The organism is Photorhabdus sp. P32 (assembly GCF_038085095.1).
GTDB classification, from domain to species: Bacteria; Pseudomonadota; Gammaproteobacteria; order Enterobacterales; family Enterobacteriaceae; genus Photorhabdus; species Photorhabdus luminescens.
This window is the reverse complement of the sequence record NZ_JAZGJN010000280.1, coordinates 1-18,982: the sequence shown is the minus strand read 5'-3', so window position 1 is coordinate 18,982 and position 18,982 is coordinate 1. Positions and strand designations below refer to the sequence as shown.

General features: G+C 43.2%; 18 protein-coding genes. 1 reads left to right on the top strand and 17 read right to left on the bottom strand.

Translation table 11 applies throughout. The features are described 5' to 3' along the window. Nucleotides 1-6 precede the first annotated feature (6 nt). The 11 genes from hpaA to V2H77_RS16220 form a co-directional block, all read right to left on the bottom strand. Nucleotides 7-897 (bottom strand): 4-hydroxyphenylacetate catabolism regulatory protein HpaA, encoded by an 891-nt coding sequence (gene hpaA, locus V2H77_RS16270; protein ID WP_341499643.1) that lies wholly within the window; start codon nt 895-897, stop codon nt 7-9. 24 nt (nt 898-921) lie between these two features. Beyond that, nucleotides 922-2,298: a 4-hydroxyphenylacetate permease gene (gene hpaX / locus V2H77_RS16265; RefSeq protein ID WP_341499642.1), complete on the bottom strand. Its 1,377-nt coding sequence runs from the start codon at nt 2,296-2,298 to the stop codon at nt 922-924. A gap of 96 nt (nt 2,299-2,394) precedes the next feature. After that, a complete protein-coding gene (gene hpaI, locus V2H77_RS16260; protein ID WP_341499641.1) occupies nt 2,395-3,201 on the bottom strand; it encodes a 4-hydroxy-2-oxoheptanedioate aldolase in 807 nt (268 codons plus the stop codon). 11 nt (nt 3,202-3,212) lie between these two features. Continuing rightward, nucleotides 3,213-4,016 carry a 2-oxo-hept-4-ene-1,7-dioate hydratase gene (gene hpaH / locus V2H77_RS16255; protein ID WP_214054350.1) on the bottom strand — a complete coding sequence of 268 codons (804 nt, stop codon included), beginning with the start codon at nt 4,014-4,016 and terminating at the stop codon, nt 3,213-3,215. Between the two features lie 4 nt (nt 4,017-4,020). Next, nucleotides 4,021-5,511, bottom strand: a complete 1,491-nt coding sequence (locus tag V2H77_RS16250; RefSeq protein WP_341499640.1) for an NAD-dependent succinate-semialdehyde dehydrogenase — start codon at nt 5,509-5,511, stop codon at nt 4,021-4,023. Then, nucleotides 5,501-6,730: a Bcr/CflA family multidrug efflux MFS transporter gene (locus V2H77_RS16245; RefSeq protein WP_341499639.1), complete on the bottom strand. Its 1,230-nt coding sequence runs from the start codon at nt 6,728-6,730 to the stop codon at nt 5,501-5,503. Before V2H77_RS16245 ends, V2H77_RS16250 begins: the two co-directional genes overlap by 11 nt. A gap of 2 nt (nt 6,731-6,732) precedes the next feature. Then, complete coding sequence (locus V2H77_RS16240; RefSeq protein WP_341499638.1) at nt 6,733-7,119, bottom strand: 5-carboxymethyl-2-hydroxymuconate Delta-isomerase; 387 nt, start codon at nt 7,117-7,119, stop codon at nt 6,733-6,735. A gap of 13 nt (nt 7,120-7,132) precedes the next feature. Continuing rightward, nucleotides 7,133-8,011 carry a 3,4-dihydroxyphenylacetate 2,3-dioxygenase gene (gene hpaD / locus V2H77_RS16235; protein ID WP_088374659.1) on the bottom strand — a complete coding sequence of 293 codons (879 nt, stop codon included), beginning with the start codon at nt 8,009-8,011 and terminating at the stop codon, nt 7,133-7,135. Nucleotides 8,012-8,075: 64 nt separating this feature from the next. Further along, nucleotides 8,076-9,542, bottom strand: coding sequence for a 5-carboxymethyl-2-hydroxymuconate semialdehyde dehydrogenase (gene hpaE / locus V2H77_RS16230; protein ID WP_265380403.1), 1,467 nt, complete (start codon nt 9,540-9,542; stop codon nt 8,076-8,078). Further along, on the bottom strand, nt 9,542-10,303 hold the full coding sequence (locus tag V2H77_RS16225) for a fumarylacetoacetate hydrolase family protein (protein WP_341499637.1): 762 nt from the start codon (nt 10,301-10,303) through the stop codon (nt 9,542-9,544). The genes hpaE and V2H77_RS16225 overlap by 1 nt, the downstream gene beginning before the upstream one ends. Beyond that, nucleotides 10,300-10,932: a fumarylacetoacetate hydrolase family protein gene (locus tag V2H77_RS16220; RefSeq protein ID WP_341499636.1), complete on the bottom strand. Its 633-nt coding sequence runs from the start codon at nt 10,930-10,932 to the stop codon at nt 10,300-10,302. Before V2H77_RS16220 ends, V2H77_RS16225 begins: the two co-directional genes overlap by 4 nt. A 483-nt stretch (nt 10,933-11,415) precedes the next feature. Between V2H77_RS16220 and hpaR the strand changes: the two genes are divergently transcribed. Next, on the top strand, nt 11,416-11,862 hold the full coding sequence (hpaR, locus tag V2H77_RS16215; protein ID WP_049583181.1) for a homoprotocatechuate degradation operon regulator HpaR: 447 nt from the start codon (nt 11,416-11,418) through the stop codon (nt 11,860-11,862). A 76-nt stretch (nt 11,863-11,938) separates the two neighbouring features. Here the strand turns inward: hpaR and V2H77_RS16210 are convergent, their stop codons facing one another. The 6 genes from V2H77_RS16210 to V2H77_RS16185 form a co-directional block, all read right to left on the bottom strand. Further along, complete coding sequence (locus V2H77_RS16210; protein WP_341499635.1) at nt 11,939-12,682, bottom strand: 4'-phosphopantetheinyl transferase family protein; 744 nt, start codon at nt 12,680-12,682, stop codon at nt 11,939-11,941. A gap of 170 nt (nt 12,683-12,852) precedes the next feature. Continuing rightward, entirely contained in the window at nt 12,853-13,863 is a 1,011-nt protein-coding gene (locus V2H77_RS16205) for a fimbrial protein (RefSeq protein WP_341499634.1), read from the bottom strand. Nucleotides 13,864-14,123: 260 nt separating this feature from the next. Next, complete coding sequence (locus tag V2H77_RS16200) at nt 14,124-15,116, bottom strand: fimbrial protein (protein WP_341499633.1); 993 nt, start codon at nt 15,114-15,116, stop codon at nt 14,124-14,126. 27 nt (nt 15,117-15,143) lie between these two features. Continuing rightward, complete coding sequence (locus V2H77_RS16195) at nt 15,144-17,624, bottom strand: fimbria/pilus outer membrane usher protein (protein WP_341499632.1); 2,481 nt, start codon at nt 17,622-17,624, stop codon at nt 15,144-15,146. Nucleotides 17,625-17,647: 23 nt separating this feature from the next. Next, complete coding sequence (locus tag V2H77_RS16190) at nt 17,648-18,316, bottom strand: fimbrial biogenesis chaperone (RefSeq protein WP_341499631.1); 669 nt, start codon at nt 18,314-18,316, stop codon at nt 17,648-17,650. A 56-nt stretch (nt 18,317-18,372) separates the two neighbouring features. Continuing rightward, nucleotides 18,373-18,888 carry a fimbrial protein gene (locus V2H77_RS16185; protein WP_341499630.1) on the bottom strand — a complete coding sequence of 172 codons (516 nt, stop codon included), beginning with the start codon at nt 18,886-18,888 and terminating at the stop codon, nt 18,373-18,375. Nucleotides 18,889-18,982 lie beyond the last annotated feature (94 nt).

The window sequence follows — 18,982 nt, the reverse complement described above, 5'->3', positions numbered from 1 at the left end:
GGATATTTATTTTTCGTGAATATTTCTTTCTCGCCAATAACTAGGCGAGCTGCCGACTAATCGATTAAAGAAGCGGGCAAAATAGGCGGGATCTTTAAATCCAAGCTGATAAGCAACTTCAAATACTGGGCAATCACTGAATAATAATAGTCGTTTGGCTTCACGCAGTTGACGATCGAAGATGAGTCGCTTCGGCGGACGATTGGTAAACCGACGACACATATCTTTTAATCGCGATTCTGTAATACCTAACTTATGGGCATATTCCGGTACGGAAAGATGATGATGATAATGATTATCTATTAATTGGTTAAAGCGCTGAAATAATTTAATCTCTCCTCGCACGCCATTTGTCGGGTGATCATCAAGAGGAATATTACGCAATAACAGGGTAAATATGGCTTGCGCTAAAAATGTCAGCGATTGCTCTCGACCAATAAAGTTGTTAGATGATTCGCGGGCGATTAACGCCCAATAGTGATTAAAAGCGGCTAGCTCTTCCGGTTTATCAGCAACGGATAGGCAAATAGCCGGAATATCAAGAATATCTTTATTAGCCGGATAGAGGGATTCTAATAACGGTAATATCAGATCTTGCCGCACGGTAAGGACATATCCGTCACTATCATCTTGAGTGAAAAAAGCGTGAGGAACAGAGGGAGGAGTCAGGATAAACAGCGGTGCTTGTACAGAATAATGTTGAGCATCCAACTGTAATTCAATATGGCCGGTGATCAAAAAATGAAGTTGGAAGAAACCATCGTGACGATGAGCTTGCATATTACGACCAAAAAATGCCGCCATCCGGCCAAAGGTCTGATAATGCACATCATTAGTGCCTTGGGTTTCATCATAATCCTTGCTGATATCAATATTGGCAATGATAGGCTCAGTCATGATGGTTTTTCCTTTTTATTGAAATTACTGCGCTATTCTCTGTCTAGCGTGTTTCATCGGAATTAGCCAGATAATGGCTGCGCCAATGACCAGTAACCCGGCAACGAAGTAGAGACCGGTATTAAAGCTTCCTGTTTGATCTTTCAGCCAGCCGATTAACAACGGACTGAGGGCTGAACCTATATTACCTGTAGCGCTAATAACCGCAATGCCGATTGCTCTTGCCCGTAAGCTAATAGCTTGATCCGGCGTGGTCCAGAAGACCGCCATTGCGGTAAATGAACCGGTTGAAGCCATAATAATTCCAATGAGCTGAATGACGCTATGGTTGGTCAATGAGGTTAATATCCAGCCCACGGCGGCGAACAAATAGGGTAGAGCCGTATGCATTTTACGTTCTTGTAATCGGTCTGAACGGCGACTCCAATAAACCATCCCGATGATGGTGCAAAATTGAGGAATGGCAGTCAGAATGCCGATCATAATGTTACTGCTGCCTTGATTGAAGCTTTGCACAATCTGTGGCGTCCAGATATTAATCGCACTCAGCGTATTGGTTAGACAGAAGTAGGCCAGGATATACATCAACATGATCGGCGCGAAAATCTCACTCCATATACTGTGTTTTTGTATTGCCTGATGAGTTGATGAACTTGCCGGTTGAATTTGAACAGACTGGTCGTTATCCATCATCTCTTGTAAGCATTTTTTGTCTTCATCTGTTAGCCAGTTAGCGCGTTTGGGTGAATCATCAAGATAGAACCAAACGACAATTCCCAATAATACCGAAGGAAAACCTTCCAGCAGAAATAACCATTGCCAGCCGTGAAGGTTCAATAAGCCATCCATTTCCAGAATATAACCGGAAGCCAGAGAACCAAACGCCATCGTCACCGGCATAGCCACCATAAACAGCGCATTGGCGCGGGCGCGATAGTAAGCCGGAAACCAGTAAGTCAGATACAACAGGATACCCGGAACGAAACCTGCTTCGGCGATACCGACCAGCATCCGCAAGATATACAGACTGGTTGGTCCGGTGGCGAACATAGTGGCGGTGGAGGCAATCCCCCAGAGCGCCATGATCGCGGCTATCCAGCGTCGCGCCCCGACAATGCTGAGCATGATATTGCTAGGAATACCGAAAATAACATAAGTGACATAGAACAGCGTTGCTGCCAGACCGAACATTGTGGCGTTCAATCCAAGATCTTTACCCATTGTCAGGCCGGCAAACCCGATATTAATTCGATCCAAAAACGAAAATACAAATAAGACGAATAGGAAAATAATCAGGCGACGGAATAGCTTGTTAATGACGGATTGCTGTTGTGCCGTTAACGGTTTATGTTGACCGACCGGAAGATCCGGCTGTTGTACGGCAGTTGATGAATCGCTCATTATCATTTTCCTTAATTACTGTTTTATGTGTATTACGTTGTTTAGGAAATTAAAAGCTTGTTGAATAAATCGGTTGTTAAATGGTGATTGCTGAGATTAATAAACACCGGATGAAGGTGTTGCCGGCAACTCTTTGTCCGCAATAAATCGTGCCGCCAGCGCTTCTGCGGTCCGAGCCAGTAAAGTTGTATCAATACCGACAGCAACGAATAGGGCGCCGAGTTTTAGGTAATGTTCAGCAACATTGGGTGCTGACATCAGAATGCCCGGCGCTTTGCCCGCCGCTTTGATTTGAGCGATTGCCTGCTCAATTGCGGCTTTCACTTCAGGATGGTGCGGATTATTGATAAAGCCCATATCGGAGCTCAGATCCGCTGGGCCGATAAAGACGCCATCCACACCGTCTACTTCGAGGATCTCCGGCAGGTTACGGAGTGCTTCACGGGTTTCCACTTGAAGCAGAACGCAGATTTCATCGTTGGCGCGATGCAGATAATCAGGGATTCTGTTCCAGTGGGAAGCTCTTGCCAGAGCGCTACCTACACCACGGATACCCTCCGGTGGATAACGGGTTGCGCGAACAGCTTCATACGCCTGCTCGGCGTTTTGTATCATGGGGATTAATAACGTTTGAGCGCCGATATCCAGTAGCTGCTTGATGATGACCAGATCATTCCAGGGCGGGCGCACAATGGGATGGCTTGGGTAAGGGGCGATGGCTTGCAATTGGCTTAAAATCGTCTGAACATCGTTCGGTGCGTGTTCGCCATCAATAAGTAGCCAGTCGAAACCGGCTCCAGCCACTAATTCAGCACTATAGGGGCTGCAAAGCCCCAACCATAGGCCGATTTGTGGGCGGCCTGCTTTTAACGCTTGTTTAAATGTGTTGGTTAACCGATCCATATTTTTTCTCCTTAAACAAAACGGCAACTGATAGCGCCGATGGGGCCGTAATCCACATGGAAGGTATCCCCTTTATTGGCTGGAACCGGGCGGGTAAAAGATCCACTGAGAATGATTTGTCCCGCTTCAAGCTGAACGCCATGTGGGGCCAGTTTGTTGGCTAACCATGCGACACCGTTAGCCGGATGATTAAGTACCGCAGCCGCGACGCCGGATTCTTCAATCACGCCATTGCGGTAGAGCAGGGCGCTGATCCAGCGCAGATCAAACTGATCGGGTTTAATTGGGCGGCCGCCCATAATGACGCCGCCGTTGGCGGCATTGTCAGAAATCGTATCGAACACTTTGCGTGGACGCTTGGTTTCCGGATCGATGTTATGGCAACGGGCATCGATCAATTCCAACGCTGGAATGATGTAATCGGTCGCATTGTAAACATCAAACAGTGTGCAGTTCGGGCCACGTAAAGGTTTTGCCAGGATAAATGCCAGTTCGACCTCAATACGAGGCACAATAAAGCGATCGCATGGAATATCACTGCCATCAGGAAAAAACATATCGTCCAGCAGAGCGCCGTAATCCGGCTCACTGATTTGTGAACTGGCTTGCATGGCCTTTGAGGTCAGGCCAATTTTATGGCCTTTGAGGACACGACCTTCGGCAATTTTCAATTCCACCCAGTGACGCTGAATAGCGTAAGCATCATCAATGGTGATTTCAGGGTAATCCAGTGAGATCTGGCGTATTTGTTCACGGCTTTTTTCTGCCTGATGCAGACGATGCGCAACCTGTGATACGACTTCTTTCTGTAACATGCAGTTAAACTCCTGTGTCCTCGATGCCGCCAAAGCAGAGGTATTTCACTTCCAGATAATCTTCGATGCCGTAACGTGAACCTTCACGTCCCAGGCCCGATTGTTTAATGCCGCCGAATGGGGCAACTTCATTAGAAATCAAACCTTCATTGATCCCGACCATGCCGCTTTCCAGTGCTTCGGCCACACGGTAGATCCGACCAATATCGCGGGAGTAAAAATAAGCCGCCAGACCAAATTCAGTATCATTTGCCAGACGGATGGCTTCTGCCTCATCACGGAATTTGAAGAGCGGCGCAATAGGCCCGAATGTTTCTTCTTGGGAGATAAGCATGGATTCATTGACATCAGCCAGTACGGTAGGTTCGAAGAACAGACCGCCCAGAGCGTGTGGTTTACCTCCTGCTAATATGCGTGCGCCGTGGGAAATGGCGTCACTGATATGTTCTTCTACTTTATCGACGGCGGCTTGATTGATCAGCGGGCCTTGTTGTGATTTGGCATCGCTAGCCGGGCCAACCTGTAATTGATTAACGGCTTGCGCCAGACGTTCGGCGAAGGTGTCATAAATGGTTTCCTGCACCAAAATTCGGTTAGCGCAAACGCAGGTTTGGCCGCTGTTGCGGAATTTAGCTATTAACGCCCCCTGTACCGCGGCATCAATATCGGCATCATCAAAAACGATAAATGGCGCATTGCCGCCCAATTCCAGCGATAGCTTTTTCACGGTGTCGGCGCTTTGCGCCATCAATAGCTTGCCGATACCGGTTGAACCAGTAAAAGAGAGTTTGCGGATAATCGGACTTTGGGTCAGCACTCCGCCGATGGTTTTCGCGTCGACGCCTGTCACTACATTGAATACGCCAGCAGGAACGCCAGCTTGTTCCGCCAGCGCGGCCAGAGCCAGAGCGGAAAGCGGGGTTTCTGAGGCCGGTTTTAGGATCACCGTACAGCCAGCGGCCAGAGCAGGGCCAACCTTGCGGGTGATCATGGCATTGGGGAAGTTCCACGGTGTGATGGCGGCCACAACGCCGATAGGTTGTTTGATCGTGACGATCCGTCGGCCGGGCATCGGGCTTGGAATAGTTTCGCCGTAGGTGCGTTTACCTTCTTCCGCAAACCACTCGATAAAGCTGGCGCCATAAGCGATCTCGCCCATTGCTTCTGCGTGCGATTTCCCTTGCTCCCGGCTCAACAATTCAGCCAGTACCTGTTGATTTGCCATCATTAACTGAAACCAACGTTGCAGAATCTGGCTGCGTTGTTTGGCTGTCATTGCTCTCCAGGCAGGCAAGGCTTGTTGAGCGGCGGCAATTGCGCGTTCTGTTTCAGCGGCGCCCATATTACTGACGTGTGCGATAACTTCACCATTTGCCGGGTTAGTCACCTTAAAAGTTGCTTGGTTGTCGGCATCAACCCACTGTCCGTTGATATAAGCTTGTTGACGTAATAATTCTCTATTTACATTAAATTCTGTATTTACATTATTTGTCATAATTTTTTTCTCCTGAAGACGCTTGGGTGAGTGGTTTTCGCTGGTAGAAAGTGGCTAGCTGTTGGCATAGCCAACACAATCCAGCGCAAACTGCCATCACAAGGGCCATAGCAAAAGGGGTTTCATCTTGTAGTAAAGAGACGGCGACACTGGCGAGCGCCGCCATAGCGAATTGCGCGGAAATAGCGAGTGCGCTGGCGCTACCGGCAAGTTGACCGCGATGTTGAAGTAATAAAGAGAGGCTGTTAGTGCCAATGGCATTAACTAGCGAGATAAACAGTACGACTAAAATGACGATCACAGTCAGACTTTGCTGATAAAAGATAACCAGTAAGATGCCAAACAGTAGTTGAGCACTGGTTTGGATAAATAACAGACGAGAAAGATCGTAGACTTTTAGTAAACGGACATTGAGCAGCACGATTGCCATCATGCCTAGCGCATTACAGGCGAACAGTAAGCCGTAGTAATTCGCCGGAACCTGAAAGTAATTGATATAAACGAAGGGGGAACCACTGATAAATGCGAACATGGCGGCACAAGTGAATGCCAATGTGCCGATAGTTGCCATAGCTTCGCCGTCAGTCAGTAACTTGCCGTAATTTTTAAAAGCGGTGATAAGTTTTCCATTGTTACTCTGAGCAGGTAGCGTTTCTGGCAATAAAAATAGTAATAATATTCCACTGATACAACCAAACAGGCTCAATAGCGTAAATATGGCCTGCCAATTGAAATAGGTTAACAGTAAGCCGCCAAGTAATGGGGCGATAAGCGGCGCTATCATGGTCACTAAAGTCATGAGTGATAGCACGCGTGGTAATTGCTGTGGACCATAAATATCACGGGCGATCGCTCGGCCCATGACCACGGCGGCGCCGCTGCCGAATGCCTGTAATGCGCGCAGTAAAATCAGGTGTTCAACTTGTGTCGCCAATGTGCACAACGCACTGGCAACGACAAATAATGCGATACCGCTGAGTAGCAGTTTTCTTCGTCCTAAATGGTCGCTCAGTGGGCCGTATAACAGCATGCCAATACAGAAGCCGGCGAAAAATACGCCTAAGGTATGTTGCATCTGCCCTTGTGTTGCCTGTAATTGCCTTGCCATTTCCGGCAAGGCTGGCAGGTACATATCAATCGACAGAGGCCCGAAGGCCACCAATGCGCCTAATAAAGGGATTAACCAACGAGGAGGATGCTGATGAAAAGGCTTCGGCATCACTACTCCTTACGAAACAGGGCGTGGACGTTGTTTTGTTTGTAGTTCAATACCGGATCTAATTCTTCCATTGTAAAAGAGAGAGCAAGGTAACGTTGCGCCATCAGCGAAGCAAAATGTTGTTTGATCAGGGGAAACAGTATCTCACCAACCTGTTGGCGGCTTTCAAGGCTGCGTCCTGCGCCGATTTTTAGGGTCATATGGACAAAGGCGTAATCATGTTGACCATCGGCCATTTGCCAGGTATCCAGCCAGATGGCGCGGCTGCGTATGCCGCCTAATGGGAAAATGCCAGTATCCGCCAGCGCCTGATTCACTTTGGCAAACAATCCTGGCAAGTTGGCTTGTTCACGGATATTTTCTGTACATTCAGCATAAAAATGTGGCATAGGTTGCTCCTAATCAGGCGATAGCGGGTTTATTGGCGATGTAGTCAGGCAGCGGGAATACGGCGTTGACTTGTCCGGTGCCGGAACTGGCAAACAGTTCAGTCAGAAATTCCACTTTACCGTCATATTTATCCCAACCGAGTAGACCTAATAGCATCACGGTGTCGTGCATATTGCCTTCGCCATAACAATAATCTGCATATTCCGGCAGCATCTTGCAAAACTCTTTGAATTTGCCCTCTTTCCAGAGCTGAACCACCCGATGATCCATCTGTTCGTCGAATTCTCGGGTGTAGCTATTCATACCCTCTTCGGCGCGTTGATCATCAATAAAACGGTGAGAAAGGGAACCGCTGGCGAGTACTGCAACGGTGCCATCATATTTCTCAATCGCTTTCAGAATCGCTTCCCCAAGACGACGACTATCTTCAAAAGCGTGGACCGTACAGAATGCGGAGACAGAGACGACTTTAAAATGTCGGTCGCTGTTCATGTAACGCATCGGCACCAGCGTGCCATACTCCAGTTTCAGGCTCGGGATTTCATGCGCCTGAGCACGCACGCCGAGATTGCGCGCCTCTTCTGCGATTATTTGCCCTAATTCGGGATTGCCGTCATATTCATAACTCATATCCCGGATGAAGTGGGGTAATTCATTACTGGTGTAAATGCCGGAGAAATGGTCGGCGCAATTGATGTGATAGGCGCTGTTCACCAGCCAGTGCGTATCAAACACAATGATGGTATCGACCCCCATTTCACGGCAACGGCGACTGATCTCTTTGTGACCATCAATAGCTCCCTGACGACAACCGTGATGCTTCCCCGGTAGCTCAGACAGATACATGGATGGCACATGTGTAATTTTGGCTGCTAACGCTAACTTACCCATAAAATCCTCATTTGATATCAGGACGGCGAACCGAAATTCGCCGTGGTTAACGCTGATGAAACGGTTATATCCCCCAACGCGGGATTGGATGATCCCCCATCGAGATACAAACGTTTTTCATCTCAGCAAACACTTCAAAACTGTATTCGCCGCCTTCGCGGCCGGTGCCGGAGGCTTTCACGCCGCCGAATGGCTGACGCAGGTCACGGACGTTTTGGGTGTTGACGAATACCATGCCGGCTTCAATATTACGGGCCAGACGTAGGACTTTGCTGACATCCTGCGTCCAGATGTAAGAAGCCAGACCATACTCCACGTCATTTGCCAGACGCAGACCTTCTGCTTCATCTTTGAATGGCAGCAGGCAGGCGACAGGGCCGAAGATTTCCTCTTGAGCAATCCGCATCCGGTTATCAACATCCGCCAGCACCGTTGGGCGCAGGAAATTGCCCTCTTTTAGGTGTGCCGGCAAATCAATCGGTTTATCCGGGCCTCCGGCCAGCAGGGTTGCGCCTTCTTCTACTCCCAGACGGATGTAACCGGAGACTTTCTCCCAATGCGGCTTGCTGATAAGTGCGCCGATCTGAGTATTTGGATCTTGTGGATCACCAACCCGTAAACGATTAGCCCGTTCAGCAAAACGTTTAATAAACTCAGGATAGATGCTTTCCTGAATAAAAATACGTGAACCTGCGGTGCAACGTTCACCGTTGATAGAGAAAATGGTGAACAGGGCGGCATCCAGAGCACGTTCAATATCCGCATCTTCGAAGATCAGAACCGGAGATTTCCCTCCTAGTTCCATTGAATATTTTTTCAGGCCGGCATTTTTTATAATCTGACGACCAGTTACGGTGCCGCCGGTAAACGAAACCGCGCGTACATCGTGATGTTTCACCAGCGCGTCACCCGCGGTAGCGCCATATCCCTGAACCACATTCAGCACACCGGCAGGGATACCGGCTTCCAAAGCCAATTCTCCTAAACGGTTTGCCGTTAATGGGGAAAGTTCTGACATTTTTAGCACTGCGGTGTTACCTAGCGCCAGACAGGGTGCGACTTTCCAGGTAGCAGTCATAAATGGCACGTTCCACGGAGAAATCAGCGCACAAACGCCAACGGGTTGCACCAGCGTATAGTTGAGCATCTTGTCATCAACGGGATAGGTATGGCCGTTCATTTGCTGACAAATTTCAGCAAAGAAGTTGAAGTTGTGAGAAGCGCGTGGGATCAGAACATTTTGTGTTTGATGAATGGGCAGACCGGTATCTTTGGTTTCCATTGCGGCGATTTCAGGCACATTCTCATCGATCAACTCACCCAAACGGCGCATCAGACGTGCACGCTCTTTCATCGGCAGATCGGCCCATTTAGGGAAGGCTGCCTTTGCGGCGGCGACGGCTTGATCAATCTCTTCTTGCCCGCCGGAAGCGACTTCAGCCAGCACTTCGCCGGTAGCAGGATTGGTAGTTTCAAAATAGGTTTTACTGCTGACGTTTTTGCCGTTGATCCAATGGTTAATTATGGTCATTACAGACTCTCCTCATACTCTTGCTGGCTGACAATACGGTTAACCAGACGCCCAACGCCTTCAACTTCAACAATAACTTCATCACCCGGTACCACATCGGATAATCCTTTTGGCGTGCCGGTGGCGATCATGTCTCCCGGTTGCAGCGTCATAAAGTCGCTCAGATAAGCGATCAAGAATGGAATATTGAAGATCAGATCAGCGGTTGTGCCACGTTGACGTAATTCGCCATTAACCCAGGTGCTTAATGTCAGATTATGCGGATCGGATACATCTTCTTTATCAACGAACCACGGACCGATGGGGGTTAATGTATCGCGGCTTTTTACCCGAAGGTTAGGGCGATAATAATTTTCCAGATAGTCACGGATTGCGTAATCGTTACAAACGGTGTAGCCGGCAACGTAATCCATCGCGTGTTCTTTGGTGACCTTATGGGCGGTTTTGCCGATGATAACAACCAGCTCAGCTTCATAATGCATGTATTCCACATTATCAGGACGAACAGAAACCTGACGATGACCGGTTAGCGTATTAGCGGCTTTGATAAAAACTAAAGGTTCTTCGGGGGGCTTAAATTCCAGCTCAGTGGCGTGATCAGCGTAATTCAAGCCGAGGGCAAACAGGGTGCCGTTTGCGGGCGGCAACCATTGAACGGATTCGCCGCTGACTTTACTGCCATCTGGCAGGCAGACATTTTCCTGTTCGTCGACAGTAACGATTAAATCGCAACCTTGATAGTGAACTCTTGCGTGTTTCATGCTTCTTCTCCCGCTTGCACAACCTGATTTTCCAGTGATGGGAAACCTGCTGCCCGAATAACAACTTTGTCGTCTGGTTTGATAGCAACACGTTGGTGTGGAGTCCCAAGCAGGATCACATCTCCCTCTTTAAGGGTGGCGAAATCACTTAATGCTGCAACTAATTCTGTGGCTGAACGCACCAGATCGGCTGTTGACCAGCGATCGACCTCCTGACCATTGATTTCGGTAATAATATCTAACGCATCAATTGATTCAGGATTGGTCATTTGGCCTATAGGGCAAAAACCATCACGACACTTAGCTTTTATTGCTGGACGATAGAAAGCGGTTTCAGGCAGGCTGACTTCATTCGCTAATGCATAACCTGCGATATATTCGGCTGCGTTTTCAATAGCAACTTTGCGGGCGGTTTTACCTATTATTAATGCCAGCGTCGCACCGCTTTGAACCTCTTCACCGACAGGGTGGGGAATCGCTTCACCGGAGGTGATAACGGTATTCCGTGGTTTAATAAACCACACTGGTGTTTTAGGTAAAGTGTTATAAGGTGCTTGCTGAAATGAGTTGTGCCAGAAATCTACCTGGCTCTGATGGTTGAGGGCTACGGCGAAGACAGTGCCTTTCATTAACGATTCCTCATGAACTTAAACGGGTGGTTTTAAGATGCATTTATTAATATATTAATAAACTACAAGGCGCATTGTTGCAATATGTTAATGTGTTTGTTAATTTTAATTGTGATCTCAGTAACAATATCTCTACTAAATTTATTTTTTATCTTTATTAATCAATTAATTAATATTTTTTTGGATAAAGCGATTGCTTCTGCATTAACCTTTTATTAACTTGATTTTCAGAGTTTATTTTTATTTACTTATTAATATTTTTATGATTTTTTCTTTGTGGTTGATTGGGGGACGTGCTAGTCTTTTTATTGTGGTTATAGAGTGAGATAGCACTCTCGACAGAGAGTAAATCAGTGATTAACTGCCTACCCCAATAGGCGTTATTGTTGCAGACCATTCTTATGAATGAACATATTTATTGCAAACAATGGCAAATAAAATAGCCTAATGGGATAGGCTCTAAGATAAGAGCCTTAATTACCCATGCATGAATCTCTGACAATTGCACTACTTCAGGCGCGAGAAACCGCGATGGGTTTTTTTCGCCCAATCCTTAAGAGTCATAATTTGACTGAACAGCAGTGGCGTATTATCCGTGTACTGTCTGATAATCGGTCGATTGATTTTTATGATTTATCTTGCCAGACCTGTATTCTTCGCCCAAGTTTGACTGGGATATTGACTCGCATGGAGCGTGATGGCTTGATCTTTCGTCTTAAACCGATGAATGACCAGCGCAAACTTTATGTTTCTTTAACACCGGATGGTCAGAAACTTTATGACAAGGCGAAAGAGCAGGTAGAGCAGGGATATCAGGCTATTGAAAAAGCCTTTTCGCCGGAAAAGCTAGTTCAACTTTCAGCTTTGCTGGAAGAATTAATTGCTGTGGGCAATAACTCGCTGATAAATACAGAAAAGGATATTAAATAAATAGAGTTTTTATTGAAAATGATGGTAATGAATAATAGTGAAATTGCTGAGCAAAATCAGCAATTATCAGTTTTAGCTATTGAATAATTAGCGTTAATATTTCCTGTGGGTAGATAATAAATTGCCCACGAAATATTGTGCCTGTTGGGTAATGATCGGTGAGAGTTTCCCGCAACACCAACGTTATTTCATTATTTTCGAGGGATAGGGCAGTAATTTCAGCCGCTTCAAAACCAAAGAATCGTTTTACTTGTGGATAAAGCGCTTTATACAAACTCTCTTTTACTGAAAAGGCAAGAGTAAACGCTTGTTCAAATGGTAAATGACAATGTTTCAGAAGTTGAATTTCCCTGTCATTCACAATCATTTTTGTGATTTCATCTATATTTTGACGATCAACGATAGCTTCTACATCGACACCAATTAATCTGTTATTAATTTGCGGCGCAGCCAGCACAATTGCACAATAAGTTGAATGAGAAACAGAACCGCAAATACCTTGCGGCCAAATTGGAGCGCGATCATTACCAGAGATCAAATTAAATTCAGGTTGCCCTAATTGCGCTAAAAGTTGTCTGGCGCAATAACGTGCTGTCAGATATTCAGCTCGCCGTTTCTTGACGGCTTTAGCTAATGTGTCAGGGAAGGGGAGATTTAATTGATTGAACAATTCATCGTGATAATATGAAAGTTCAAAGCGAGCTTGCCAGAAATGCACTTGAGGGTGTTTAACAACCGTTCCATACTCGATTTGGGTGATAAATCTACTGCCATCTTTTGGCAGCGGTGCTTGTTTGGTGTGTATAACTGTTTGTTCCATGTTGATTATCCAGGTAAGAAAATACTATATCCTATGGATTTCAAGATGCATCGCGACGGCAAGGGAGAGAATCCCCGGGAGCATAGCGAACTATGTGACCGGGGTGAACGAGTGCAGCCAACAAAGAGGCAACTTGAAAGATAACGGGTATATATAGTTTATACTTAATATCACTCATATTGAACGGTAAAATGTGCTATTGCGTTAGCTTTTCCACCTATTATTCGATCATCGGTCTGGTAATAGCGGGCAGTGAAAGGTAAATTATAACGAGAATTTCTGTCAGAATAACCTACAACAAATGGTTTTCCAATAGGAACGGGAGTTCCCATATATAAGATTTGCACACCAACCCCTTTAGCTGTATTTGTTGTATTAGCTCTGTCTAATTGAATAATACTCTCTGGCGTGCCATTGATTGTTCTTGCTGAAAATGTAATTGTCGGTTTGATTTTTTCTGTACATTCAACGCCGATATTAAAATCAGCATGACCCGCGGTTGTTCCTATTCCTTTAAACGCAGAACTGTAAACATCATGAAATCTAACGGTTTGATCGCCAGATAGAGCCATGCAACCTTGAGCAGTAACATGATATCTTGTTTTGTTTCTTATTGTTATTAGGCGGATGCCGTTCGATGTTTGTAATATGGCAATTATTCCAGCATGCAATGATTTTCCTGATTTAATTTCACCTTCTTTATAGAGATAAACATCAATATCACCGATATCTTTCCAAGTGATTTTTTTCTTTTCTGGCGGGTAATATATATAAGTTCTGCCATTTGTTGTGGGATATCTCATATTATTTAGGTTCCCGGTAGGAGCAACAAAATATAAATAGAGATTCTCTATACCTGTTGTTAACTTTCCTGTCCCATGCTCCGTATTACCTGACATGCCAAGATAGATACTTTCACCAAAAACCAAATATCCGTTGTCATCACATGAAAAAATAGGGTCATTTATATTGAGCCCCATACTGCTAGCTAATTGTTCGGCACTGAATCTGGCGACATGAATACTTTTAGTGTTTGATGTATTTAAGTTTAATTTAAGTGAATTTAAATCAAAAAAGACAGTGCCGTTACTCGTTGTGGATTCTAAAACACAAGCAGCATGTATTTTATTGATATTGAAAAGTAAAACAGCAAAAATTAATAACCGTAAATAAGATTTCATATCTATGCCTGTTGAGATTTATTCTTAATTGCTGACAATGCAATTTACTAATAACACCATTATTAATAACATAATGAAGTGAGAGTAGTGCCATTATCTTTTGGGTATAATTTATTAGTGAGATTAATATGGCAGATTTATTTATCGTTTAAATCAGGTTTTAATTCTGCTGTATTATTAACATCACGGAGGAAAATTTCTCTTTTTTCTCATGTTAGTGTGATGTTAATAATTTAAGTTAAATTGGATAGTTTGTAAAGCTATTTGTATTCAATTGTAAATTGTACTGATGCATTAGCGGTTCCACCTGTTATGGTATCACCAGTTTGATAGTAATGAGCGGAGAGGGGAATAGAATAAACCCCGATCCTACCGGAAGGCGTGACTGTAATCGGTTTTCGCATAGCAACAGGTATTCCTTTATGGATCATTTGAACACCAACGCCTTTAGCTTCTTTTCCTGAACCGTATTTGTTTAATCTAATAACACTACCCTTATCTTTTTCATCCACTTCGTCAATAGTTTCTCCTGAAAAAACTATGGTAGGAAGAATATTATTTTTGCATTCAATCGATATATTAAAGGAAGAGATTTTTCTTGCTGCTTGCCATTTTCCATTAAAATCAGAAGGTTTATGACGGCCTAAAACCAGTTTTTGGTATGGCGTTGATGTCATACAACTTGTATTTTCGATGACATTTTCTTTGTTATATTTGATTCTTATTAACTCTTTACCATCATATGTTGATAAAGATGAAATTAATCCTTTTTTTAATTTATCTCCTGGTGTTAAATCTCCGCTTTGGTAAAGGTACACCTGTACTTCACCTATATCCTTTAAACTTAATTTCTTATTTTCAGGATTACTTTTTCCATTTCCAAGGTATTTTATGTAATAATATATATTATTTGCACTTGTTCTTATTATGCCGCTATCGTTAGGATTATTAGCAGATGCTATTTTATCTGATGCTGTTTTAAAATATACAGCTTCATTATTGTCACAATTAGCAATAGTTGAGTCAGCTTTAAAGGTTTTTTTACTGTTTATGTTACTGGCTAGCTCCATTGGTCCATATTGCGCGATAAGAATATAGGCTCTATGATTATTGGAGGAGTTGATGATTTTATTTATATCAACATTTAAATCAATCGCTTTAAAATCTGGGTTTAATTCACATGAGGCAATTGATTTTGTAATACTGAATAGTGTTAATAATAATAGTGTTAATATAATTAATTTATTTTTCATACTTTTCCTGGATAAATACTATTTTAATTACTGACAACGCAATGAAGCCAGAATAATACCATTAATTTTTTGATATAATTTACTATCGAGTTGAGTATGACAGCTTTGTTTATCGCCTAAATCGGCTGTTAATTTTACTGTATCACTCACACCACTCAGGAAAACTTCTCCCCTTTCATTCACCATACCATTAACACCATTTGGGCCCGTAATTACTGTACCGAATGGGAGTTTCTTACCGTGATGTTGTAAAGTTAAAAATACTCGATGACCAACACGAATAGAATAATCCGCCAGCACCAATGCCCCTTTGGTTGGAATGACCTTAGTGGTTGGATTATCAATATCTACGTCATCACCGAATGTATTGGTATCAAGAGATAACATATTTTCCCGATATTGCGATATATAAGGCACAACGGTATATCCTCGCCAATCTGTACTGATAGATGTATTATTCAGTACTTTGGCATTGGTTGCCCCAGGGGCACGAATTAAGGCGCTGGCGCCGCTTTCGCTAATATTTTGCGCCAGGGTAACGCCATAGGGATGGGCAATAATCGCTCCTTCTAATCCATAATTAACCCGATGATTTTTTCTATGATCAGTGGTGTAGCCCACATTCATTGAACCATATGAGCCTCTGTAATATAAACTGGCGGCATTACCTGATTCTTTTTCTTTCTCTGATTTTTCGTAGCTGTAATTTTGAGAAATGGTATAGTTCAGATTCTGTTGTTCCAGTAAGGAGCCGGATAATGTCATTGAATGCTGGCTGCTACCGCGGGTGTTATAAGAGGTATCATAATCTACCGATGCACTGTGATTGTTTGATGGCAGCCATTTATCCAGAGGAATACTGATATTGAATGAAAACACTTGATCGTTATTAATGCTTGAGCGATTACGGTGGTAATTGTAGCTCAATGATAAAGAGATATCATGAATATTGGTATTATAGGACATAGAATATGACTGATTCTTACTAGTTTTATCTTGCCAGTAATCTTGCTGCCAGGCCGATAATGAAAGACTGCCATATTGTCCTAAGCTTTGGCCCATCGTTATTTGCATCCGGTTTTTAGGCGCGCTATTTCTGTTATTATCAGTAAATTGGTACTTATTATTAGCATCGCTAAAGCTGTAATAACCATTGGTATTGTAGCGATAACCCGCTAATGTCACCGTTGTATTGGTTTCAGTAAAACCTTTACTGTAGCGTATCTGATAAGATTGCCCGGTTTTCTTTTCTCCGTTTGGGAAATGGGTTGCTGCATTGGTGACATCGATTGATACTGCGCCAATTTTTCCCAGATTATGCCCTAAACCTAATGCATGGCTTTGATAGTCAGAAGAAACAATAACTCCACCATAAATGGTGGTGCTATCCCATAACCCGTAAATAGCTTCTGTCTGAATAAATCTTTTCTTACTGGCTTGTTTGCCGCCGCTGAATTTACCAATATTAGCAAAATATTTCATTTGACCAGCACGGATCATTAATGGTGAGGCAGCAAAAGGTTGGGTAAATTTTCTGACATTGCCATTTTCCTCATAAATAGATATTTCCAGATCACCATTCAGGTTACTGGGATAAATATCGGTAATTTCAAAGGCACCGGGTGGAACAAAAGTCTGATAAATAATATTATCTTTCTGGCGCACTTCTATTCTTGCGTGAGTCATGGCAATACCGCGGACGACAGGTGCAAACCCTTGCTGGCTATCTGGCAACATTTGGCTATCGGACATCAATTTAACGCCATTAAAAGTGAAACTATCGAATACCATGCTATCGGTGGATGTTTCTCCTAATACCAGTCGAGATCTTAATGGACGAATATCCCGTTCAGCATAGGCTTTAAGCGATTTCCATTCAGATGTCGTACCCGTATGGTTGTAGTAACTATTATGACGAATTCGCCACGGACCTAAATTAAAGCCACTACGTAAATTCAGATATTGATTCTGCTCACTTTGATTTTTATTCCAGGATTGCATTCCTGTTAGATGATAATTGGTGAAAAACATAGGCAAACCATCATCCCACTGATCAGGAGAGATATCCCCCCTGATTTGCGATTGCATGGCAGCTTGCGGGAAATTCAACATCAGCGTGAGAGCACTTAAATCCAGTTCTGCTGACGCCTGTTTAATATATTTCTCAGGTTGAGAAATGATTTCTTGTTCAGCAAGGGATGCTAATTCTGGGAAGCTTGCTATTTTTACCCCGATTTCTTTCAGTAAACTGATAGATAATTCAGGGCAAAGTTTCTCACCGCAGTCAATAAAGGATAGGCTTTTGATGCCAATATCCTTTTTATTGACGATAACGTTAACTTTATAGACACCTGGAATTTGGGAATCTGTTTTTGCCAGGCTCTCCAGATTAATATTTTCTCTGTCTTCGTCTGATAATTGTAATGCATTGATATCGAAATACAGATCTGCATATGCTGGCAACGATAAACAACAAATCATTAAAGCAAAACTGATTATTCTTTTCACAATACACTCATCAGACAATATTATCAGAAATTAAACTGGCGCTCTTCTGTTGTGCCACCGTAATCGTTGATAGCAGTCAGAGTCACGTTTTTTATGCCATTTTTGGCTGAAAATACCTTTTGACTAAAAGGGGGAATAAATCCGGGTCTAGGTATTAATGTTCCGTCAATTTTCATCTCATTAAGATTAATGTAATAAGCCGTGGGGTTAGTTAGTTGAACACCATTGGCATTACGTGATGCTTCCAAACGATTAATGGCATCATTAGCATCGTTATCAGATAGCCCTGATGGACGATAAATCAATTTGATAATGTTTTTTATCGTGATGATCATCTTGCTATTGTCATTTTTTTCAATTGCCGGAATCGCATTGACATTGAGTAGAAATATCGATTCCCGATCTGCTGGCAGTTGATTACCGATATATGAAACTCGAATCTGGTGTTCGCTCTCTTTCGACATTTTAAACAATGGTGGTGTAATAACGAACGGTACTTTATTTTGACGGTTATCGATATTATCTACCCACGACTGTACGAGATAAGGTCTGTCTGTATCCGAATTGGTGATGGAAATTGTGGCTTCTTTTTGTGAGCCGTTATAGATCAGGCGAGTGCCGCCTAAAGTAATCCCTGCTTGTACTTGTCCCATAAAAAAGACAAGCAAAAAGGGAGTAATAAAGCGAAGCATTTTTACTCCTTTGGTTATAAAAATATATAATTATATTAAAGATGTTTATTCGATTATTATGGATATATGATTGTGAAATTGAATGTTTTATCTATCTTACCATTACCAATTGAAGCTGCATCCTGTGTTGAAATCAGCTCTGCTATGAAATTCATAGTAGCGTTGTTACTTGCTATTGTTGCAATTCCAGCGGTATTTTCTCTCGGTTTTATGTTGGTTTTATCACTTGCCTTGAGTATTTGAATACCTACGCCGGCAACTCCTGAACTGTAAACATTTCTATTATGAATATCAGGTTCACCATTAAAGTAGATACCTAAATCTCCTGTTTTATTACAGGATGATAAGGAGATAGAAAAATCTTTACTTATACCAACTATACCGGTATTAGTTCCAAATGATTTTTTCGACAATTTACCGAAGTTTACTACAACATCCTTGGTATCTATTGTACATCCTTCATTAATAATAGAACCTTGGAATCTAATTGTTCCATCATAAGATAACGCACTGAAACTACTAAAAATCCCTAATATTGTCACTAAAGAAGCCAAAATAAAATTCTTTTTCATTTAAAAATACCTTAATAAATATGTGTTTTAGTCCTGTTTATACAATAAAAATATATATCTAGCCATCATGATAGTTTAATGGTTGATAATATAA